Below are 20,436 nucleotides of genomic sequence, written 5' to 3'. Positions count from 1 at the left end.
AAATAAAAGGCGTTTAATTTTTTGCAAAGGTAAAGATTTCATATCTTGTATTAGAATTAAACACATTTATATCTAAAACAAAGCATTATTAATCTTAAAAATTAAGAAATTATGAAGAAGTATATTTTGTTGTTATCGCTAGTTTTTACAGCTGTTTCATTTGCACAGACAATTACATCTAAAAAAGAAGATGTCAGTATTGAACAGTACGAATTATTAAAAAAAGTAAATCAGTATTATCCTGATATCACATTAAACAAGACAATTACAAATTTTTACGCTGACGGAAATATAATTGATTCTCAGCAAGAATTTGACGTAAGTTCGTCAAAATTTTCCAGCTATAAAATTGGTATTGAACCGGGAAATAAAAAATTATCATTTGAATATGTTTCTGATGAAACTGGAAAAGTTTACGGTGATGTTTCAATTTTTAAAGGAAATGCCTTAAGAACAACTTTTTCCGAGAAAAATAACGAAATAAACGTTTCTTTAAATGGTAAGTCAGTTTATCTGAAGAAATTAAAACAGTAGACAATATTACAGTAAATTTGTTTTCTCAAAAGAAGGCAATAAAAAAAGGGTAATGATCACAAAGATTGTAGCCCTTTTTTATTGCGACGGGGCGTTCGATACTTATTTTTGCGAGAAAATGTAAACTAAACTTATAGCACCAACAACTAAGACAATAAAAGCAATTATAGATGTTGCAATTTGATTAATGTTTTGTGTTTTCTGCTATTTTTCTTTTCAAAAAATTCACTTTTAAAGCCTTGTGTCCTAACTTTATTACACCTTTTGTATTTCAATTGTTATTAGAATTAATTTTTGCAAGAATCAAATCTAGAGATTTACAAGAAAAAAAGTTTACGGTTTTCCGTAATAATTTATTATTTGAATAATTTATATTGCTTAATTAAAAACAAATAAAATTTATGATATCACTAATTGCATTTATCAAAACAACACCAACAGAGGTAGTACCTAGTCCACCAATAGCTCCTCTTAATGAAACCTTAGAAATTCTAACTAAAGTCAATGAGTTTTATGATTCAGCTTGGAGTAAATTGATTTTTTTGCTTGCTGGAGGATTTGCGATACTTGGTATTATTATGCCTTTTGTTATTCAACACTTTCAAAACAAAGCATTAAAGGCAAGTGAAAAAGAACTTGAAACTAAATACAACTCGAAGCTTAGTGAACTCAGACAAGTTTTAGAAAACGATTTAAATAAAAAATTAGAAGAGCAAATAGAGATTTTCAAAGATCAAATAGAAAAGAAGATGGAGAAAAATTATGAAAGTGCAAATGCATCAACTCTACATATGCAAGCAAATGTCAATAGAGATAAGAAATTTTATCAATCTGCTATAAGAGATTATTTGCATTCTTCTACAAGTTACGCTATAGCGGAAGAATTTATAAATCTAAAAGCCACATTAACGGGAGTTACGTATTGCCTTGATTTCTTAAAGAAAAGTGAAATTGATTATCTTGAAGAAGTGGAAAATATTAAGTTGTTAGAAACTCTAGATATTATTGAAAACAAAACAATAAGCGGTTCTTTTACTAGGGAAATTAGAGGAATTAAGGGTAAATTACATACCATAAAGAACAAACCTGAAGAAGAAAAAGAAGTTCAAGAAGAACCGAAAAAGCCATAACCTATTTTGAACTATAATTTATAGTATGATTTGCAGTATGTCCAAGAAGATGTTAACAACTTTATTAACAGTACATTTTACCTCTATTTTCAAGAAATCTAAAGGTATAAAAAAAATATGGACATAAAAAAACCCCGTTTTATTGGGGTTCATTTATTGTGTTATTGTCAATTATATTTTAAAAAATTTTTAGGTAAAACTAAGCCCAAACTTTCAGCAACTTCGTCAATATCTTTCTGATACCTGAAAGAATCAACTTCAGCACAACAAAAAACATCAAATACACCACTTCCATGTCGCGAGGGTTCAAAATCCATATCAGTAATTAACAATTTTTTTTCAGAATTATCTAAAGGTTTGCCGACTACCTTATCATGATAAAACTCAATTAACTTAAAAGCATCTTTTTGACTATACATATTTATATTTCTTAATTTAATATTGTTATCCTTTTACTTCGTTTATTAATTTACCATCGATAAAATATTGAAGAATCCTTGTTTTATCTTGCACCTTATATAAAGTTCGAACCACAGAACCTGCAAAAAGACGAATATCTCCGTAAATTATAGTTCCATCTTTTAATTTATAGAAGTAATCTAAAGCAGTATTTGACTTGCCAATTGATACGGTATAAGCATCACAATCTTTTGGAGTCTCGTAAAGAAAAGTAGTTGTTAATATTTGTTGAACTTTTAAATTATTGACAATATTATTTACAACTTGTTTACTTACGAGTATATCGGGATAGAACTGATTTACTTTCTTAATGAAATCATATTGGTCAAAAGAGACAGTTTCTGTTTTCTCGATGTAAATTTTCATATCAGTATCCTGAGCAAAAACTGGAATATAAAGTAATATAAAAAGTAATAAAGTAATTTTTTTCATGTGGTTTAGTTTGTGAGTTTATAATTACTAAAGATTTCCAAATATAGTGCCAATAATTTTATACTTTTGATTTTATCAAAACAAATTTCATATTATGAAAGTAGAAAAATTTAATAAATTTATAATTAAAAAAAAATTAAGAATGGCGTTATTAAAAGTACTAGAAGTGAAATATCATTTATCTTATGATACAATAGAAGGGTCAGAAGATTTTACAAATCATACTGAAGCAAGAAATTATATTTTGTGTGTTTTAAAAAAAACAGGTTTCTCTTCAATTGATTCATTTAACAATTCTAGCTTTATTATAACATACAGCGATAGGTACAAAAATCCTGATGAATTATTCGCAATTTTAAATGAAAATCTAAAATCTAAGTTCCACTATTCGATATCATTAATAGGAAAAAGTACTAATTCGAGACATTTTGTATCGCATAATCCAAGAAAACATCTTAATAGTAATCTCCAAGATATTTTAAGCAAACTTTCTTGTGATAATTATCAATAATAATTTATACATTACTTACGTATAGCTATAAAAGAATAAATAATTATACCTTAAAAAATAAGCCTTTGTAAATTAATACAAAGGCTTATCTATTATATACTCATTGAAATATTGTCGAGAAATGTATTTTCCAGTTTTTCGATTATAAATATTAATATAATGGTAATCGAATTTGATATTCTTGCACCAGTTATGCAAATAAAATATTGATTTACAAAACTCAACTTTTATTGGTCTTATACTTTTATCTTTATTAAAGATTGTACAGCTGTAAGGCGTTGGAGTAGTATTAGCCATTATTCATAAACAGTAATATGAACATACATCCTAAAATCGGCAGATGAAGAATCATAAAAAACAGCAACAGAATTAGAATCAGATATTCCCGCTCTGTAATTTGGTAAATCATCATTATGAATTTTTTGAACATAAATATCTGAATTCATCATACCCGTACCATCATCAGAACCAAAACCACCATTTAAACGCCCAATCATTCTATCTCCAAAAAGATTTTCCCAAGCAACATCGCCCTTTAATGTATTTTTCAAAACCTTAACAGCCAATCCTGCTGAGGATGAACCAAAATAAACGATAGCTTTATATTCCTTTGTTTTAGAAACAACAGCATCAGAAATATATGGAATTGTCAAAATTGAAGAATGGACAAAAACTACCGTATCATACGCATTGTAAAATGCATTTAAAGGAATGACAGAGGTATCATTAGTTGATAAATCATTTATAAAACCAATAACATCTAAATTAGGATTTCCTAAAATAGTTACACCCGTAATTCTCGAACCATCAACATATAAAGCAGTTGGAAAGAATTGAGAACTAACTCCATTTAAAGTATAACAACGTCTACCATCTATAATAGATTCAAAAACCTCTTTAGTTTTTAAAGCAAAATTTTCATCGAAATATTGTATAAATGCAATCATATTATTTAAATAATGGGACTTTCTTTAAGTCCGAGGTTGATAAATATTTTTTCAAGTCAGCCTTTAAATCACGTCTTGTAATAACATAATAACAGCCGATTACTAAAGGAACAGTTGTAACTTGTTTCACTTTCAATAACTCATTAATCGTCTCTCTTTCATTTTCGAAATTCGACATTGGTTCAGTTATCCAAGTATACCAAGGCGAATCTTTTGTTTGCTTATTTGTTCCTAACCAAACAGCCAAAGATTCTGCTATATCATGAACTTCCTTACGAGGTGTAATTTTGTTCAATTCAATTTCCTTTGTCATTGGGTTTGAAACTGCAATTCTTAAATCCTTTTCCGCATCTTCTAAAGCTTTTTCTTCAGCATCTTGTGTGAATTTAGCATACCATTTTTTTATTAATGGATAACACACAATGATACCAACGCATAAAAGCCAGTATTTTTGCAGAAAATCAAAGAGCCAAACAGTATTGGCTTGGCTCTTTGTTCTATTAACTATCTCTCTTTGAGCCATAATTATTTTTTCTTAAATAATTTATAAGCTAAAAGTCCTGCTAAAGCAACTAATACAACATTTGCAATAGTTTTATTGTTTGCGTAAAAAAGTTTGATTTTATCTAACATCTTGTTTAAATTTTGAATTAATAATTTTTATCGTTTTGGGCGTTTGTTTAGACTGTAACGCTGTAAACAGTATAAAAAAAAAGCAGTACGGGAATAATCAAATAATTGAATTTGAATCTCTTTTTAGCCGTTACGGTAACGGTTGCAAGGTTGTAATCTCCCATAATGTCAATAGCATCCTGAATATCGGAATCGTAAATTAAATTATGATCTGGACTACATTCGTGTTTAATAATTGCTCTTGCAATCACTAAATAAAACTTTGCATCTACGATTTTGATTGTTTGGTCAGGGTTTAAACCGACAGCTTTTGCAATAACTTCAATGTACTTTTGCGTATCATTTTCAAATGGCGGTGCATATTCTGTTATAAGCTTTCTTATGGTATTTTTACCTTTATCAATATCATTCGTCAAATCTCGCAACATGGCACGAATACCATATTTTACTTCTGTAAATTGCTCAAAATGTTTATCTGTATTTTGTGCATTTGGTATTTTTCCCTGCCAAGAAATATTTGTCAAAACCAAGTTACCCGGATTATTATTTCGAATACCTCTTGTTAAATCCTTTCTACCTAAAAAGCTACTCATTTTCTTCTTTGATTAAAGTTTTGGCAGGGGTTTCAGGTTCGTCTTTTCCAAAATCAAGCTTACTTAATTCATCGGACACAACTTGAATACCTTTTAAAATTGCAGTTACAACCGCACCATATTTTACGATAATACCGATTATCGAAACAATTCCTTTCAAATTTTTCATGACTTATTTTGTTTTAATTGTTTTATTTTTTCTAAATACTCTTTGAGTAAATCCACCCCCTCATGAAGTATAAGAGGGAGGAACTTTAATATGACCTTAAACATTAGTTCGAACGAATAAATGTACCTGCATAACCTCCGTTTTTTGCACGTGGATTAATCACAAATGCCATACTATCAATTACGACTTTACCACCGTTTTTCTGCATTGTCCCCCAGTGGAATGATTGAACGCCTGTTTTGGTATTAGTAAATGTGCATGCTACAGAACCAAACCAACCTTTTTCTGAAAGATTTGACTTAGTAGTTGTTACACATTTAATCGCTATCAATTCTCCATTAGACAATCTCCAACCAGTTGTTAAATGCTGTTCAACACCTTTATTAGGTCCTGAATTAGGTGTATAAGTGGTAGACTTTGCACCTGAATGCTTTACTTTTTGTTGGTTATTATTGCTGTTATAATTCTGATTATTAGAATTATAATTCTTTTTATTTTGTGCCATTACTTTATAATGTGTTTAATTAATAATATGATTTCAGCCAGTTTTTTAATTATGATTACTGCCGAATCTATCAGAAATACAATAAGATAGATTCGATAGTAATTTTTCGGCTTGCTATCTCTTTCTAGCAACTCTTTTGCCTGAGTTATTGCGGTCACGTCTTAAAAACCAAATCAATGCAATAAGACCAGCGACAGCACCTAAAACAATTTTCCAGTTTCTTTGAAACCACACCTTAATAGTTGAACTTACGACAGTAGCACCAACTTGACCAGAACCCTCTACAAATCCAGCACTTAAACCATCATTAACGCCAGTTGTTACAGCTTTTGCGAAAATCTGAGAACCTGCATTGGCAACAGCTCCAACTGTTTGACTTGCAGTATTCAAAGCAAGTTGCCTATTATATTCTTCCTCAGCCTGCCTATTTGCTTTTTTTGCTTCATGAGCATCTTGCAAATTTTGTGACACACTTTGAACTGCGCCACCTACGAAAGGTATTGCCCCCATAATAGGAGTGGCGACCTTTACCAAATTTTTGAACGAAACATTTTTCTTAATAGCTTGTCCGATTTTTTTAAAGAATCCCATACGTTACACAGCTTTTAAACATCTTACGACGAAATTAATAATCGAGCCTTGAGACTTATTAATCTCAATTCCAACGACAGCCACTAAAGGCAGGGTTAATCTATCCGTTAAACCTTGAATAACTTTTCCATCTGCCAAAACGGCTTGGATTGGGTCAATATCACGGCTTAATGTCTGCAATTCAAAAGGAAGATATTTTACAACCTGACCATTAGAAAACTGATAAGATAAATCACTTACAGATTCGTCAACAGTCATAACAGCCAAATCAAAACCTTGTACATCAATTTTTTTGTTGAATTCCTCAGAAGCGACAGATTTTTGTTCGAAAAAGAATAAATTGTTGGTTTGTTGTGGTTCTTCAATACCGTGTAAATCGTATCTTTTATCAGATTTCAAATCTTCAAGAGTAATTTTAATACTCTCTTTATCTGCAAGATAAATTGAACCTTCGTCTGCCAATTCACATAATGCAATCATAGCATTATCAACATCGGATTGAGTGTTTTCAGTTCCGTAAGTACTTTCTAGAATGAAATCTTTAAGCAATACTTTGTTTGCTAAAATGACATTCGAGCCGTTTCCACGTTCAATGTAAATACTAATTTTTTCAGTAGTCAAGGCTGATAAAGCCACATCACTTGAAAGAATCAAAGCACCGATTGCTTTTGTTACTTGTAATTCTGGCGATTTTGTAACGCCTGTAATAGTTGCAATTTTCATTTGTTATAAATTTTATTTGTTTAATTTCTTTCACAAAGGTTATTGCAACTATTATTTGACGTTCCCTAAAATTCCCTATAATTCCACAATTTTGCCTAATTTTCCCTATAATATACCGTACTTAATTAGGTCTTGGACAGTTAAATAACTCCTTTTTAATTCTAAGGAATCGAGTATAACTTGATATTCTTTGCAAGCAGTTTTATAGCTTAATTCAAGAATATGCATTAACTGGGTTTTAGTTACTTTTTGGCTTGTATTCTGTGTTTTCATGGCTTATAAAAATAAAAGTTGGTGTTCGTGGAATAATTCAGAATCAAAATCATTTACTAATTTTTCCTTTGTTCTAAATTCGTGGAGATAGAAATGTAATTTATTATTGAACCAGTTTATAAGTGGTTTTTCGGTAATCATGTCTAAATCTTCTAGTAAAAGATTTAGAGCAACTATATAAGATACATCTTGATTGTTCGCGTAATATTCTCTAAACAGAGATTTTGCAAGACGTTTCTTTATTGTTGTCGAAGAAAGAACAACCTTTTTTAAACGCTTGATTATAGGACTGAATTTTGTTATTTGAGATTGTAAAAAATCAAAATCAAAAAGAGTAATAAGTTTTTCTTTATTGATTTGGCTTTTTCCAGTATTCTCTCGGAGTTCAAAAAAACCTTTATTTGCTATCTTCAATAACTCATAAAGATTTGCTTTATCAAAAACACCCCAAGTCATTGTCTGACTGATATTTAAATCTAATTTAGAATATTCGTTTAAACCTCTAAAAAACGCCGAATTTAACTGATATTCAAAACGCCAAACATTGTCATTTTTTAAACCATTATTTGCGTAATATTCGTTTATATATGGTTTTTCAGTCAGTTGCAAAGACAGCGTTTTGTTATAACATCGTATTATTTTGTCAGATGTTCTTTTTCCAATTTGGAAACCATTAAGTATTGATTTTCCTTTGTACGTTTCAAAATAGCTTTGTAAATTTTTCGGACGCCCTGAAATAAGGTAGTTACCTGCAACAACATTACTATATAAATTACGGTAAGAATTGTTGATATCAGACTTGTCAAGGCAAATATCCAGTCTATTAACAGACTTAAATAAGTAGTTCGTTTCATCGCAAAAAGCGTTTATGATACCTCTTAAGGCATCGTTAGACAGTGTGTAAAATAGATTATTTTCGAATTGTAGTTGTGCAAATTGTTCGCTCATGATTGCTGAGCGTGGTCTTGCAGTATAAATTCCAATTTTCAAATCTTCATAATATAAATCTGCTCTAAGCTCAAAAATCTTAGTTCCATATTCGTATGGTTTTAAACGAAACTTTGAATGTTCGGGAAATTCTCCAAACGGTTGACCCTCTAGATTAATAATTAAGTAGTCTATATTTATAAGAGTAGGTTTTAAATTATTGTTTTTGAATTTAGTTTGGGCTTGATGCCTTTCTTTATATGAAATCATTGTTTTTATAGTAGGTTTGAGTGAGTTAGTTGCCGTTATACCCTACGGCAACAATTGAAAAATCGAAAGGGGAGTAGCAAAAAATTTAATTTTGGGAATCCTGCCAAAGTGAATAATGATTTTTTGGTAAATCATGTATCGTAAATTCTTTCTTTGATATTGCTTCGGTTATTTTCTTTTCAACTTCAAAAAATTTCTGCTTATAATTTGAAATTTGAGAATTAAAAAAAACATTTATCTGCTGACCAATATTTTTAATTTCTCTAATCGTAAAATCATGCTGATGTTTTAAACCCAATAAATCGACAGTCTCTACAGGATTTTTTGAATACTCGTTTAAATCGTGATTTAATCCAGCTAATTCCAAAAGCAAATTTTCTCGTTTTTGGATTAAAAGTAAAATTGTTGACATATATTAAGGTATTAGAAGATTATGTTTAAGAAGTTTTGAAATAAGCGTTTTTTGAGAATTGCAGTAAAAAATAAACTCGTGGACACAAAAAGATTGAGTTACTATAAAGCAATCCGTAGATACTTTAATTGTAATTCCTATATTTGAACCACGGATTCTTAGAAATAATGTTTTAAACTTTAAGTGTGATGTTTTGCAAAATGGGCGCATTTTTTTCAAGAATGTTTTTGCATTGAAATTTGTGTGACGCATCTTGTTTAATTCTACAAGTAATAGCGTATAATTCTCTAAAGAAGACCGTTTTAAAGCCATGTGGTATTTGTTAATAAGTTATACCACAAATGAACTATAATTTATATTATGTAAAATAGAAAATTAAAGCCGCGAGAATCTCATAAATACACTTGCATATTAAAATTTTGGAAATATTGAAATCTCAGCGATATATTATGAAGTACATTCTTTAGAAAGTCTATTGCGTAAAAGTTTTATTTGAAATGACAAAATGCATTTTAAAGCCTTGAATTTGCTAAATCTTAACATTTCTTTAAAATAATCACTTTCTAATCAAGATGCGTTCAAAGTGAAACTAAATTTTATTATTTTTACATTAGATACTTTAAAAAAAATATCAACTCTATGAATACAATTGCTGAGCATATTGCAGATTTTTTAAAAGAATACCCGCCGTTTGATAATTTAACTTTTCAGGAATTATCAGAGATTGCTACTAATATTCGTGTTATCAATTTAGAAAAACATGCTGTATTGTTTCAAAATAATGATTTATTACATGATAGTTTTTATGTTGTAGCATCTGGTGTTATTAATTTGACAACAATTGCCGATGCTGAGGAAACGATTATAAATAAATGTCATGAAGGTGATATTTTTGGTTTACGTCCGTTTTTTGCCAAAAACAACTACATGATGACTGCAAAAGCGCGTGAAGAAAGTATAATTTATGCTATTCCAATTGCTGTTTTTAGACCATTTGTGGCTAATAATCCTGACGTTTTAAATTTTTTATTGGAAAGTTTTGCAATAAATTCAAGACATACTAAAGATAATGTGCGTTCTAATGGAAAATTAGACGCTGACAACAGCTATATAGATCAGCAGTCAGAAATGCAATACATACAATCTTTAGCCTATAATAATTCTCCGTTAACAACTGAGGCGCATCATATTGTAAAAGACGTTGCGATTTTAATGACGGAATCAATGGTAGATAATATTGTGGTTACTGAGAAAACAAAACCAATTGGTATTGTTACAAATGCCGATTTGTCTTCAAAAATTGCAACGGGTCGTTATCCAATATCTGAAACTATAGACAAAATTATGTCCTCGCCTGTCGTTACAGTAATCGAGAATGTTTCTTTGGCCGAAGCGCAATTATTAATGCTGAAACACAATGTTTCGCATTTATGTGTAACAAAAGACGGTACAAGCAAATCTGCGGTAAAAGGAATTATTTCTGAGCACGATTTAATTGTAGCTCAAGCAAGTAACCCAGGTGTTTTAATTAAAGAAATTAAACGTTCGCAGTTACCAAAAGATTTAAAACAGATACGCGATCGATTATCAGATTTAATTCAGAATTCAATTCAAAAAAACATACCAATTTCTCATATCAGCAATATTGCTAGTGAGATTAATTTGGCAATTATTAAGCGTGCTGTCGAATTATCAATTTTAGATTTAGGCTCTCCTCCTGCCCGTTTTGCATGGTTAAGTATAGGAAGTCAAGGTCGTAAGGAACAGCTTTTATTAACAGATCAAGACAGTATTTTGATCTTTGAAGATGTAGCTCCTGAAAAATACAGAGAAGTAAAAGATTACTTTTTAAGACTGGCAAAAAGAACTACTTCTATTCTTGAAAAAGTAGGTTACGAATATTGTCCAAATGGACATATGGGAAGTAATATGCTTTGGTGTAAGTCGCTGACAGACTGGACGAAACAATATAACAGCTGGATGAATACTCCAGGTGAAAACAGTAATGATTTAAGTTCTATTTTCTTTGATTATGAGATTGTTTTTGGTGAGCCAAAAATTGAAGAAGTTATCGAAAATGTGATTTTTAAAAATGCTGTAAACAATACCTTATTCTTTGACTTTTTAGGAAATGATGCCTTAAAGAGAAATTCTCCTTTAAGCTTTTTCAAAAAATTCATTGTAGAAGAAGACGGTCCGCATAAAACTAAATTTGATATTAAAACCCGTGCTCTAATGCCGTTGATTGATGGCGCACGTTTGTTAATTTTGAATGCTAATATAAAAGGAATTAAAAATACCTATTTAAGATTCAAACAATTAGCAATTACCGATTCTAAGAATGCCGAAATATATTTAAGTTGTGCTGAAGCTTTTCTAACACTTTCAAAATTTAGAACTGTTGAAGGTTTGAAAAATGATGATTCAGGGCAATACATTAATTTAAGAGAAATGTCTAAAACAGACAAAGAAAAGTTAAAAAATGCTTTAACCCCGATGAAAGACCTTGAGGAACTTATTAAGAGTAAATTTCAACTTACACAATTCTCGTAAATATGCTAGACTGGCTTAAAAATATTAATAAAGAATATCCGGATTTTTGGAAGGATTATTTGACTAAATTAGAAACGAAACCTTCCAAGTTTGTGGTGTTGTCGACTGAAACATCTGGTTTAAATCCAAACAAAGACGTCATTTTGTCTTTGGGAGCATTTTCTGTTGTGGAAGACAGTATTTTAATTAAAGAAAATTTTGAAGCCGTTTTACTTCAATACAAATTTCTACAGGATAACGGACTCTCAAATGAGTTTATCATTGAAAGTAAAATGATGAAAATGCCTGAACCTGATGCGGTTGAAGCTTTTGTTAACTTTATTGGAAATGCAATTCTAGTGGGTCATCATATAAATTTTGATATAGAAATGCTTAATGCAGCTTTGGAACGATTAAATTGCGGCAGACTTAAAAATGAAGCTTTAGATGTTGATGTTATGTATCGTAAATTAACGGACATTAACGACAAGCAGTTTTCATTAAATGATCTATGTGAAATTTATAAAATCCCAAAAAGCGATCGAAACTCATCAGCTGAAGATGCGTATAAAATCGGACTCTTATTTCTGAAATTGAAATCTCGATTAGGAATTAAATAGTTTTAAAAAACAGCATAAAAAAAGCCTCTTAAATTTAAGAGGCTTTTTTTGTTCTTAAGGGAAGATTATTTTCCTTTTCTGCGTTTGCGTTCCGCTTTTATCATTGATAATTCGCGGCTTGTTTGTCCTGCAACCGAAGTATTTTCTTCAGCACGACGAATCAAGTACGGCATAACATCTTTTACAGGTCCAAAAGGAAGATATTTAGCAACATTATAACCGTTTTCGGCTAAGTTGTAACTAATATTATCGCTCATTCCGTATAACTGTCCAAACCAAATTTTGTTATCATTTTTTGCAATACCTCTTTGAGCCATCATTTCCATAAGCTTATAAGAGCTTAATTCGTTATGAGTACCTGCAAATATTGACATAGTTTCTAAATGGTCTAACATATAATGTACAGCGCTGTCATAGTTTACATCTGTAGCTTCTTTAGAAACACAAATTGGTGAAACATAACCTTTTTCTTCTGCACGTTTGTTTTCTTTTTCCATGTAAGCACCACGAACCAATTTCATTCCAATAAAAAAGCCTTCTTTTTTAGCGATTTCATGTAGTTTTCTCAAATAGTCCAAACGATCCCAACGATACATTTGCAATGTATTGAATACAATTGCTTTTTCTTTATTGTATTTGCGCATCATTTCGGTCACTAAATCATCGGCTGCATCTTGCATCCAGCTTTCTTCACCATCAATTAATAATGCAACGTCTTTTTTATGTGCTTCACTGCAAACTTGGTCAAAACGAGCTACTACTCTATCCCATTCTGCTTGCTCTGCAGGAGATAATGTCTGTTTTTCTCCTAGTTTTTCATACAATTCAAAACGTCCTAAACCAGTTGGTTTAAAAACTGCAAAAGGAATAGCTAAACGTTCTTTTGCAAATTCAATAGTTTTTAAGGTCATTTGTAAAGCAGCATCAAACTGCTCTTCCTCTTCTTTTCCTTCAACAGAGTAATCTAGTACAGATGAAACTCCTTTTGTAAACATTTTATCTACTACTGTAATACAATCGTCTTCATTTACACCACCACAAAAATGGTCAAAAACTGTGGCACGAATCAATCCTTCAACAGGAAGATGTGCTTTGATTGCAAAATTAGTAACAGCAGTTCCAATTCTTACTAAAGGCTCACTGTCAATCATTTTAAAAAGAAAATAAGCCCTATCAAGTTCCGTATCACTTTTTAGTGAAAATGCAACTTGTGTGTTATCGAATATTTTTTCCATTAAGTTTAGTTTTTATGCAAATATAAAGAGTGTTTTGAATATTATTTACTAAACAGGGGCAAATTTTTCGGTATCGTTAATAACATTCTTAGAAATATCAAATTATTTAGGTAAAACTTTACTTTTAAGGAAATATACATTTGTAAAAGTATCGATTAGCAGCTCTGAAAACAGTTGTACTGCTTGATTTTAAAACAAAATTGCATCAAAAATTGAATAATTATTGCTTAAAAATGCCTTATTTTGCGCTTTCAATTAACCTAAGAATTTATGAAGTCAATTCAAGCCAATAATTATCTGGTGCATTTTAACCAAAATGCATACGAAGCTTTAAATAAACATTTAAAAGAGAATAAATATTCAAACCTTTTTATAATTGTTGATGATAAAACAAATGAGTTTTGTCTGCCTAAGCTTTTGCCGGTAATTGAAACAGATCTTAATATAGAAATTATTGAGTTTGAGGCTGGAGAAGCTAACAAAAATATAGAAACATGTATTCAAATCTGGAATGTACTTACAGAACTTGGTGCAGACCGAAAATCACTTGTAATTAATCTTGGCGGTGGCGTTGTTACTGATTTAGGCGGTTTTGTGGCTTCTACTTTTAAAAGAGGGGTTGATTTTATTAATATTCCAACTACTCTATTATCTATGGTTGATGCTTCTGTTGGAGGAAAAACAGGAGTAGATTTAGGAAATCTTAAAAACCAAATAGGTGTTATTAATGTACCGCAAATGGTTTTAATTGATACAGATTATCTTCAAACTCTGCCACAAAGTGAAATGCGTTCTGGTTTAGCCGAAATGCTGAAACACGGTTTAATATACGATGCAGCATATTGGAAACAATTTTTAGACTTAAAAGAAATTGATTACGATACTCTGGATGAATTAATATATCGTTCTGTAGAGATTAAAAATGAAATCGTAATTCAGGATCCAACAGAAAAAAACATACGTAAAGCATTGAATTTTGGTCATACTTTAGGTCATGCGATAGAAAGTTACTTTTTAGAAAGTGAAAACAAAACTACTTTATTGCACGGTGAAGCAATTGCGATCGGTATGATACTAGAAAGCTATATTTCTTTGCATAAAAACTTAATTTCTGAAGCCGAATACAACGAGATTAAAACTGCAATTAAGAGTATTTATGATGATGTAAAAGTGGAAGAAAATGACATAGATCCGATCCTTGAATTGCTCGTTCACGACAAAAAAAATGAATACGGTTTAATTCAATTTGCCTTGATTGAAGGAATCGGTAAAATAAAAATTAATCAATCCGTTGAAAATAAATTGATTCTAGAGGCGTTTCAAGATTATAAATCTTAAACTTTTTTTAATAAAAAGCATTGCTTTAGGTATATATTATTTTTTACATTTGCCACGATGAAAACAAACAATAAACAAAGACAATTCAGCTCTTATAGAAACCGTCTCAACAGTTCTTTACTAAGAATGTTGAACCGTTTTTATAATAGTAAAAGTCCGTTTTGTTTTGATGTTTTCCAATGCTCAAAAGCCGAACACGAAAAACTGCAAATTATATTTGCCAATATTAGAGTTTGAATTTTAGATTTAGCACAGTACCTAAATTTAAAAATTACAACTTAAAATATTGAAAAATAAATGAATACAAAATATTCTGATCTAATAAATCAAACATACTACTTTCCACAAACGGAGTTTAAATTAAACAAAGACAACCTTCAGTTTCACAACATCGATTTGATGAAATTGGTTGAACAATATGGTACGCCATTAAAGTTTACTTATCTTCCTCAGATTTCTGAAAATATCAATAAAGCAAAAGCTTGGTTCAGAAAATCAATGGAAAAAAATAAATACGAAGCAAAATATTACTATTGTTATTGTACAAAAAGCTCTCATTTTGAATATATTATGAATGAAGCTTTCAAAAACAATATTCATATCGAAACATCTTCTGCTTTTGATGTTAACATTGTTGAGAACTTATTAGAGAACGGAAAAATCAACAAAAGTACTTATGTAATTTGTAATGGTTTTAAAAGAGACGAGTACATTACTAATATCGCTAGATTAATCAACAACGGACATAAAAATACTATTCCGATTATTGATAACTATGAAGAACTTGATTTACTTCAGGGTGAAATCAAAGGGAAATTCAAAATTGGAATTCGTATCGCTGCCGAGGAAGAGCCAAAATTTGAGTTTTATACTTCTAGATTAGGAATTGGATATAAGAATATCGTTTCATTCTACAAAAAACAGATTCAGGAAAATGATAAATTAGAGCTTAAAATGCTTCACTTTTTCATTAATACTGGAATTAATGATACATCATATTACTGGAATGAGCTTGTAAAATGTATTAAAGTATACATTGCACTTAAAAAGGAATGCCCTACTCTTGATGGTTTGAACATTGGAGGTGGTTTCCCAATTAAAAATTCACTTGCATTCGAATATGATTATCAATATATGATTGATGAAATTATCAATCAAATTAAAATTGCTTGTGATGAAGCTGAAGTTGATGTGCCAAATATTTTTACTGAATTTGGTTCATTTACAGTAGGCGAAAGCGGCGGGGCTATCTATCAAATCTTGTATCAAAAACAACAAAATGATAGAGAAAAATGGAATATGATCGACTCATCATTCATTACAACTTTGCCAGATACTTGGGCTATAAACAAACGTTTTATTATGCTGGCAATTAACCGCTGGAATGATACTTACGAACGGGTTTTATTAGGTGGTTTGACTTGTGATAGTGACGATTATTACAATTCAGAACAGAATATGAACGCGATTTATCTGCCTAAATACAACAAAGAAAAACCGCTTTATATTGGTTTCTTTAATACAGGTGCGTATCAAGAAACTATTGGAGGTTACGGAGGTTTACACCACTGTTTGATTCCACAGCCTAAGCATATTTTAATTGATCGTGATGAAAATGGTATACTGGCTACAGAGGTTTTCTCTGAACAGCAGACTTCAGACGATGTATTGAAGATTTTAGGGTACAAGAAAAAATTGTAAAAAAAAAGAATGCAAATTAAAAGTTCATACTTAAAAAATTATTAATTTGCATAACATCGTAAAAAGGTTAAAAGCTTTTAATTCAAAAAAAAAATAAAAAACAAAAAGAAATGAAAGGACCAATCAGTCAGTTTATTGAAAAACATTATTTACACTTTAATTCTGCTTCACTAGTAGATGCAGCCAAAGAGTATGAGCAACAATTAGCAAATGGATCTAAGATGTTGGTGAGTATGGCTGGAGCAATGAGTACCGCAGAAATTGGTAAAATTTTTGCTGAAATAATTAGACAAGATAAAGTACAAATTATTTCATGTACTGGAGCCAATCTAGAAGAGGATATTATGAATTTAGTAGCTCATTCTCATTACGAAAGAGTTCCTAATTACCGTGACTTGACACCAGAAGACGAATGGGCTTTACTTGAAAAAGGTTTGAATCGTGTTACAGATACTTGTATTCCTGAGCATGAAGCTTTTAGACGTTTACAAAAGCACATCTACAAAATCTGGAAAGACGCTGATGATAATGGAGAACGTTATTTTCCACATGAATTCATGTACAAAATGTTATTATCAGGTGTTCTTGAAGAGTACTATGAAATTGACTTAAAAGACAGCTGGATGTATGCAGCTGCCGAAAAAAATCTTCCAATTATTGTTCCTGGTTGGGAAGATAGTACAATGGGAAATATTTTCGCATCATATGTTATTAAAGGAGAATTAAAAGCCTCAACAATGAAATCAGGTATTGAGTACATGACTTTCCTAGCGGACTGGTACTCAAAAAACAGCCAAAACGGTATCGGGTTTTTCCAAATTGGTGGTGGTATTGCAGGAGATTTCCCTATCTGCGTTGTACCAATGCTTTACCAAGATATGGAAATGCATGACGTTCCATTCTGGAGTTATTTCTGTCAAATATCAGATTCTACAACAAGTTATGGTTCTTATTCTGGAGCTGTTCCAAATGAAAAAATTACTTGGGGTAAATTAGATATTAAAACTCCAAAATTTATTATTGAGTCGGATGCTACAATTGTTGCTCCATTAATTTTTGCATATTTATTAGATTTATAGGATATTTTTATGAAGAGAGTTATAGTAGACTACGCTAAACTTACCAATGAAATTTTAAACCTTTTAGTAGAAAAATTTCCTGATGGTTATGATGATTCGGATGTTATCCGTTTTAGAAACGCTAAAAACGAATTAGTAGAAGCTGTTGAAGTTCGTACTGAAGACACTATTTATTTAGTAAAAATTAGTACTAAGCTTGCAGATAGAATCGAAAATTACGACGAAGATGACGATATCGATCTTGATGTAGATACAATCGAGCCAGTAAAAGGAATCGATCTTGATAATGACGACGACGATGACGATGAAGAGGATGATAATCAAGACAAGCCTGATACAGATGGCGGTGATGATGAGGATGATGAAGATAAAGATGATATAGCTGACGACGACGAAGACGAGGATGATGAAGATTAGTCATTTTCTTTTTAAATAAAATAAGGGAACTCTTTTAGAGTTCCTTTTTTTTTATTAATTACAACAGTTTTAAAAGATAAGAAAATTACTATATTTATTGTTTTGAAATATTCTCAAAACATAAATTATCTACCCTATGACATCAGAATTACTACACGCCAAATTAAAAGAGAATTTTGGTTTCGAAAAATTCAGACCAAACCAAGAAACTATTATTAATACAGTACTTTCTGGTCAAGATACATTGGCAATTATGCCAACTGGCGGCGGAAAGTCAATTTGTTTTCAATTGCCGGCTTTAGTTTTGCCAGGAATTACAATTGTGATTTCGCCATTGATCGCCTTAATGAAAGATCAAGTTGACAGTTTGAAAACCAACGGAATTTCGGCATGTTATATCAACAGCAGTCAATCAAGTGAAGAGCAGCAATTTTATATAGACAACCTAAGATCCAATACTTTTAAGCTGGTTTATATTGCGCCAGAAAGTTTGTCTTACTTAGATTCAGTTTTCAATGAATTGACAATTAGCTTAATAGCGATTGATGAAGCGCACTGTATTTCTTCTTGGGGTCATGACTTTCGTCCTGCATATACTAATTTGGGTTATTTAAAAAGCCGCTTCCCTTCTACTCCAGTTTTAGCATTAACAGCAACGGCAGATAAAGCAACTCGTACCGATATTACAAAACAGCTTAATCTTAAAAATCCAAAAACATTTGTAGCTTCTTTTGATAGAAAAAATTTAAGTTTAGAAGTACGTCCAGCTTTGGATCGTGTTAAACAAATTATTGATTTTGTCGAAAGAAAACCAAATGAATCTGGAATAATTTATTGCTTAAGCCGAAAAACTACTGAAGAACTGGCAGAAAAACTTCAGAAAAACGGAATTACGGCGAAAGCGTATCATGCGGGTTTGGATAATAAGCTTCGTGCTAAAACACAAGATGAATTTATAAATGATGATTGTTCGGTAGTTTGTGCAACAATTGCTTTCGGGATGGGAATCGATAAATCGAATGTCCGCTGGGTAATTCATTATAATCTCCCAAAAAATATAGAAGGTTATTATCAGGAAATTGGTCGCGCCGGTCGTGACGGACTTCCAGCTGAAACGGTTCTCTTTGAAAGTTATGCAGATGTAATACAACTTCAGAAATTTGCATCTGACGGATTAAACTCCGATGTACAGCTTGCAAAGTTAGAAAGAATGAAACAATATGCAGATGCTGTAAGCTGCAGACGAAAAATTCTTCTTTCGTATTTTGGAGAATTAGTAACCGAAAATTGCGGTAATTGTGATATATGCAAAAATCCTCCAACATTTTTTGACGGAACGGTTTTAGCTCAAAAAGCACTGTCAGCTATTACTCGTTTGCAAGAAGCAGAATCTTTGGCGGTAATTGTTGATTTTTTAAGAGGCTCGAAAAATGCGTATATCTACGAAAAAAATTATCAAACGCTAAAAACGTACGGAATTGGCGCTGACATTTCGTGGTACGATTGGAATCAATATTTAATTCAGTTAATAAATCTTGGTTATTGTGAAATTGCCTTTCATCAGCACAATAAAATTTTATTGACTTCTTTTGCGAAGAAAGTTTTGTTCGAAGGTGAAAAAGTAAAATTAACAACAGTTGTCAAAAAAGTAATCGATAAAAATGAAATTAAAGAAGCAAAAGCAAAACCAGTAAAAAATTCTCTTTTTGAAACACTTCGAAAATTGCGTTACGAAATTGCACAAGAAGAAGAAGTTCCTGCTTATGTAATTTTTAGTGACGCTGCTTTAAGACAAATGGAAATTTTAAGACCAATGACTGATGATGATTTTCTTGCTGTTGATGGTGTTGGAAAAGTTAAGCTTGAAAAATATGGCTCAGAGTTTATAAACGCCATTATTGAGTTTCATAAAAATAAATCGGTAAAGAAAGAAAAAAAAGAAAGTACCTATGCTAAAACTTTAGAGCTTTTTTTAAGCGGACTTTCCGTTGAAGAAATTGCTGAGCGAAGAAGCGTAAGTAAAACAACAATAGTTTCGCATTTGGCAAAACTCTATGTAGATGGTCAGGATTTTGATTTAAGTCAGTTTGTTTCTAGAGATGAAATTACAGCAATTGAAAAAGCTCAAATTGAATTAGAAAAGCCAAGTGCCTTAAAACCATACTTTGATTATTTTGAAGAAAAAATGTCTTATGACAAAATAAGATTTGGTTTGGCTTTTATTGAGAAAAAACAATCTGTGTAATTTAGTAAAAGATTTTTTTTGTCATTTCGACGAAGGAGAAATCTTAGCGAGAAGATCGACAAAGATTGGATTTTATTTGAGTAGCTGTTTGTGGAGATTTCTCCTTCGTCGAAATGACAAACTGTGATTAGAAATTTCAATTAAACAAAAAATCCTGTGA

The 20,436-nt window shown here is 30.9% G+C and carries 22 protein-coding genes; 10 read left to right on the top strand and 12 right to left on the bottom strand.

Annotated elements, in window-relative coordinates; all coding sequences use genetic code 11:
• Nucleotides 1-111 precede the first annotated feature (111 nt).
• The gene (locus tag B0A81_RS09645) at nucleotides 112-534 is read left to right on the top strand and encodes a hypothetical protein (protein WP_089057829.1); all 423 of its coding nucleotides are present in this window, start codon (nucleotides 112-114) and stop codon (nucleotides 532-534) included.
• A gap of 401 nt (nucleotides 535-935) precedes the next feature.
• Nucleotides 936-1,664, top strand: coding sequence for a hypothetical protein (locus B0A81_RS09640; RefSeq protein WP_089057828.1), 729 nt, complete (start codon nucleotides 936-938; stop codon nucleotides 1,662-1,664).
• A 167-nt stretch (nucleotides 1,665-1,831) separates the two neighbouring features.
• Here the strand turns inward: B0A81_RS09640 and B0A81_RS09635 are convergent, their stop codons facing one another.
• A complete protein-coding gene (locus B0A81_RS09635; protein WP_089057827.1) occupies nucleotides 1,832-2,083 on the bottom strand; it encodes a hypothetical protein in 252 nt (83 codons plus the stop codon).
• Nucleotides 2,084-2,108: 25 nt separating this feature from the next.
• The gene (locus tag B0A81_RS09630) at nucleotides 2,109-2,555 is read right to left on the bottom strand and encodes a hypothetical protein (protein WP_089057826.1); all 447 of its coding nucleotides are present in this window, start codon (nucleotides 2,553-2,555) and stop codon (nucleotides 2,109-2,111) included.
• 94 nt (nucleotides 2,556-2,649) lie between these two features.
• Between B0A81_RS09630 and B0A81_RS09625 the strand changes: the two genes are divergently transcribed.
• Nucleotides 2,650-3,066 carry a hypothetical protein gene (locus tag B0A81_RS09625; RefSeq protein ID WP_089057825.1) on the top strand — a complete coding sequence of 139 codons (417 nt, stop codon included), beginning with the start codon at nucleotides 2,650-2,652 and terminating at the stop codon, nucleotides 3,064-3,066.
• 296 nt (nucleotides 3,067-3,362) lie between these two features.
• Here the strand turns inward: B0A81_RS09625 and B0A81_RS09620 are convergent, their stop codons facing one another.
• From B0A81_RS09620 to B0A81_RS09585, 9 genes are all read right to left on the bottom strand, one after another.
• Entirely contained in the window at nucleotides 3,363-4,013 is a 651-nt protein-coding gene (locus tag B0A81_RS09620; protein ID WP_089057824.1) for a hypothetical protein, read from the bottom strand.
• Between the two features lies 1 nt (nucleotide 4,014).
• Nucleotides 4,015-4,536: a hypothetical protein gene (locus tag B0A81_RS09615; RefSeq protein WP_089057823.1), complete on the bottom strand. Its 522-nt coding sequence runs from the start codon at nucleotides 4,534-4,536 to the stop codon at nucleotides 4,015-4,017.
• A 157-nt stretch (nucleotides 4,537-4,693) separates the two neighbouring features.
• Nucleotides 4,694-5,239: a hypothetical protein gene (locus B0A81_RS09610; protein ID WP_089057822.1), complete on the bottom strand. Its 546-nt coding sequence runs from the start codon at nucleotides 5,237-5,239 to the stop codon at nucleotides 4,694-4,696.
• Nucleotides 5,232-5,408, bottom strand: coding sequence for a hypothetical protein (locus B0A81_RS21615; RefSeq protein WP_165768051.1), 177 nt, complete (start codon nucleotides 5,406-5,408; stop codon nucleotides 5,232-5,234). The genes B0A81_RS09610 and B0A81_RS21615 overlap by 8 nt, the downstream gene beginning before the upstream one ends.
• Before the next feature lie 103 nt (nucleotides 5,409-5,511).
• Nucleotides 5,512-5,913: a hypothetical protein gene (locus tag B0A81_RS09605; protein ID WP_089057821.1), complete on the bottom strand. Its 402-nt coding sequence runs from the start codon at nucleotides 5,911-5,913 to the stop codon at nucleotides 5,512-5,514.
• A gap of 114 nt (nucleotides 5,914-6,027) precedes the next feature.
• On the bottom strand, nucleotides 6,028-6,504 hold the full coding sequence (locus B0A81_RS09600; protein ID WP_089057820.1) for a hypothetical protein: 477 nt from the start codon (nucleotides 6,502-6,504) through the stop codon (nucleotides 6,028-6,030).
• A gap of 3 nt (nucleotides 6,505-6,507) precedes the next feature.
• Entirely contained in the window at nucleotides 6,508-7,227 is a 720-nt protein-coding gene (locus tag B0A81_RS09595; RefSeq protein ID WP_089057819.1) for a hypothetical protein, read from the bottom strand.
• A 276-nt stretch (nucleotides 7,228-7,503) separates the two neighbouring features.
• Nucleotides 7,504-8,697, bottom strand: coding sequence for a hypothetical protein (locus B0A81_RS22005; RefSeq protein ID WP_089057818.1), 1,194 nt, complete (start codon nucleotides 8,695-8,697; stop codon nucleotides 7,504-7,506).
• 85 nt (nucleotides 8,698-8,782) lie between these two features.
• The gene (locus B0A81_RS09585) at nucleotides 8,783-9,109 is read right to left on the bottom strand and encodes a hypothetical protein (RefSeq protein ID WP_089057817.1); all 327 of its coding nucleotides are present in this window, start codon (nucleotides 9,107-9,109) and stop codon (nucleotides 8,783-8,785) included.
• A gap of 639 nt (nucleotides 9,110-9,748) precedes the next feature.
• On the opposite strand from B0A81_RS09585, the gene B0A81_RS09580 reads away from it, so the two are divergent.
• Nucleotides 9,749-11,662, top strand: coding sequence for a DUF294 nucleotidyltransferase-like domain-containing protein (locus B0A81_RS09580; protein WP_089057816.1), 1,914 nt, complete (start codon nucleotides 9,749-9,751; stop codon nucleotides 11,660-11,662).
• 2 nt (nucleotides 11,663-11,664) lie between these two features.
• A complete protein-coding gene (locus B0A81_RS09575) occupies nucleotides 11,665-12,261 on the top strand; it encodes a 3'-5' exonuclease (protein ID WP_089055690.1) in 597 nt (198 codons plus the stop codon).
• Nucleotides 12,262-12,326: 65 nt separating this feature from the next.
• Here B0A81_RS09575 and B0A81_RS09570 read toward each other — a convergent pair whose 3' ends face one another.
• Nucleotides 12,327-13,496 (bottom strand): proline dehydrogenase family protein, encoded by a 1,170-nt coding sequence (locus tag B0A81_RS09570; protein WP_089057815.1) that lies wholly within the window; start codon nucleotides 13,494-13,496, stop codon nucleotides 12,327-12,329.
• A 270-nt stretch (nucleotides 13,497-13,766) separates the two neighbouring features.
• On the opposite strand from B0A81_RS09570, the gene aroB reads away from it, so the two are divergent.
• From aroB to recQ, 5 genes are all read left to right on the top strand, one after another.
• A complete protein-coding gene (gene aroB / locus B0A81_RS09565) occupies nucleotides 13,767-14,834 on the top strand; it encodes a 3-dehydroquinate synthase (protein WP_089057814.1) in 1,068 nt (355 codons plus the stop codon).
• A gap of 297 nt (nucleotides 14,835-15,131) precedes the next feature.
• Complete coding sequence (locus B0A81_RS09560) at nucleotides 15,132-16,535, top strand: type III PLP-dependent enzyme domain-containing protein (protein WP_089057813.1); 1,404 nt, start codon at nucleotides 15,132-15,134, stop codon at nucleotides 16,533-16,535.
• Between the two features lie 110 nt (nucleotides 16,536-16,645).
• Nucleotides 16,646-17,614, top strand: a complete 969-nt coding sequence (locus tag B0A81_RS09555) for a deoxyhypusine synthase family protein (protein WP_089055694.1) — start codon at nucleotides 16,646-16,648, stop codon at nucleotides 17,612-17,614.
• A gap of 9 nt (nucleotides 17,615-17,623) precedes the next feature.
• Nucleotides 17,624-18,031, top strand: a complete 408-nt coding sequence (locus B0A81_RS09550) for a DNA primase (protein WP_089057812.1) — start codon at nucleotides 17,624-17,626, stop codon at nucleotides 18,029-18,031.
• A gap of 136 nt (nucleotides 18,032-18,167) precedes the next feature.
• Nucleotides 18,168-20,276 carry a DNA helicase RecQ gene (gene recQ / locus B0A81_RS09545; protein WP_089057811.1) on the top strand — a complete coding sequence of 703 codons (2,109 nt, stop codon included), beginning with the start codon at nucleotides 18,168-18,170 and terminating at the stop codon, nucleotides 20,274-20,276.
• The last annotated feature ends 160 nt before the right edge of the window (nucleotides 20,277-20,436 follow it).

This window comes from Flavobacterium plurextorum (assembly GCF_002217395.1).
Taxonomy (GTDB): Bacteria; Bacteroidota; Bacteroidia; order Flavobacteriales; family Flavobacteriaceae; genus Flavobacterium; species Flavobacterium plurextorum.
Note: the sequence above shows the minus strand (reverse complement) of the source record. Positions and strands in the feature narration are given on the sequence as shown.

Coding starts and splice junctions, on each gene's coding strand:
- B0A81_RS22005 (WP_089057818.1), bottom strand. CDS start 8,697: ATGATTTCATATAAAGAAAGGCATCAAGCCCAAACTAAATTCAAAAAC.
- B0A81_RS09630 (WP_089057826.1), bottom strand. CDS start 2,555: ATGAAAAAAATTACTTTATTACTTTTTATATTACTTTATATTCCAGTT.
- B0A81_RS09640 (WP_089057828.1), top strand. CDS start 936: ATGATATCACTAATTGCATTTATCAAAACAACACCAACAGAGGTAGTA.
- B0A81_RS09570 (WP_089057815.1), bottom strand. CDS start 13,496: ATGGAAAAAATATTCGATAACACACAAGTTGCATTTTCACTAAAAAGT.
- B0A81_RS09635 (WP_089057827.1), bottom strand. CDS start 2,083: ATGTATAGTCAAAAAGATGCTTTTAAGTTAATTGAGTTTTATCATGAT.
- B0A81_RS09615 (WP_089057823.1), bottom strand. CDS start 4,536: ATGGCTCAAAGAGAGATAGTTAATAGAACAAAGAGCCAAGCCAATACT.
- B0A81_RS09605 (WP_089057821.1), bottom strand. CDS start 5,913: ATGGCACAAAATAAAAAGAATTATAATTCTAATAATCAGAATTATAAC.
- B0A81_RS09595 (WP_089057819.1), bottom strand. CDS start 7,227: ATGAAAATTGCAACTATTACAGGCGTTACAAAATCGCCAGAATTACAA.
- B0A81_RS09575 (WP_089055690.1), top strand. CDS start 11,665: ATGCTAGACTGGCTTAAAAATATTAATAAAGAATATCCGGATTTTTGG.
- aroB (WP_089057814.1), top strand. CDS start 13,767: ATGAAGTCAATTCAAGCCAATAATTATCTGGTGCATTTTAACCAAAAT.
- B0A81_RS09580 (WP_089057816.1), top strand. CDS start 9,749: ATGAATACAATTGCTGAGCATATTGCAGATTTTTTAAAAGAATACCCG.
- B0A81_RS09645 (WP_089057829.1), top strand. CDS start 112: ATGAAGAAGTATATTTTGTTGTTATCGCTAGTTTTTACAGCTGTTTCA.
- recQ (WP_089057811.1), top strand. CDS start 18,168: ATGACATCAGAATTACTACACGCCAAATTAAAAGAGAATTTTGGTTTC.
- B0A81_RS09550 (WP_089057812.1), top strand. CDS start 17,624: ATGAAGAGAGTTATAGTAGACTACGCTAAACTTACCAATGAAATTTTA.
- B0A81_RS09620 (WP_089057824.1), bottom strand. CDS start 4,013: ATGATTGCATTTATACAATATTTCGATGAAAATTTTGCTTTAAAAACT.
- B0A81_RS21615 (WP_165768051.1), bottom strand. CDS start 5,408: ATGAAAAATTTGAAAGGAATTGTTTCGATAATCGGTATTATCGTAAAA.
- B0A81_RS09610 (WP_089057822.1), bottom strand. CDS start 5,239: ATGAGTAGCTTTTTAGGTAGAAAGGATTTAACAAGAGGTATTCGAAAT.
- B0A81_RS09585 (WP_089057817.1), bottom strand. CDS start 9,109: ATGTCAACAATTTTACTTTTAATCCAAAAACGAGAAAATTTGCTTTTG.
- B0A81_RS09600 (WP_089057820.1), bottom strand. CDS start 6,504: ATGGGATTCTTTAAAAAAATCGGACAAGCTATTAAGAAAAATGTTTCG.
- B0A81_RS09555 (WP_089055694.1), top strand. CDS start 16,646: ATGAAAGGACCAATCAGTCAGTTTATTGAAAAACATTATTTACACTTT.
- B0A81_RS09560 (WP_089057813.1), top strand. CDS start 15,132: ATGAATACAAAATATTCTGATCTAATAAATCAAACATACTACTTTCCA.
- B0A81_RS09625 (WP_089057825.1), top strand. CDS start 2,650: ATGAAAGTAGAAAAATTTAATAAATTTATAATTAAAAAAAAATTAAGA.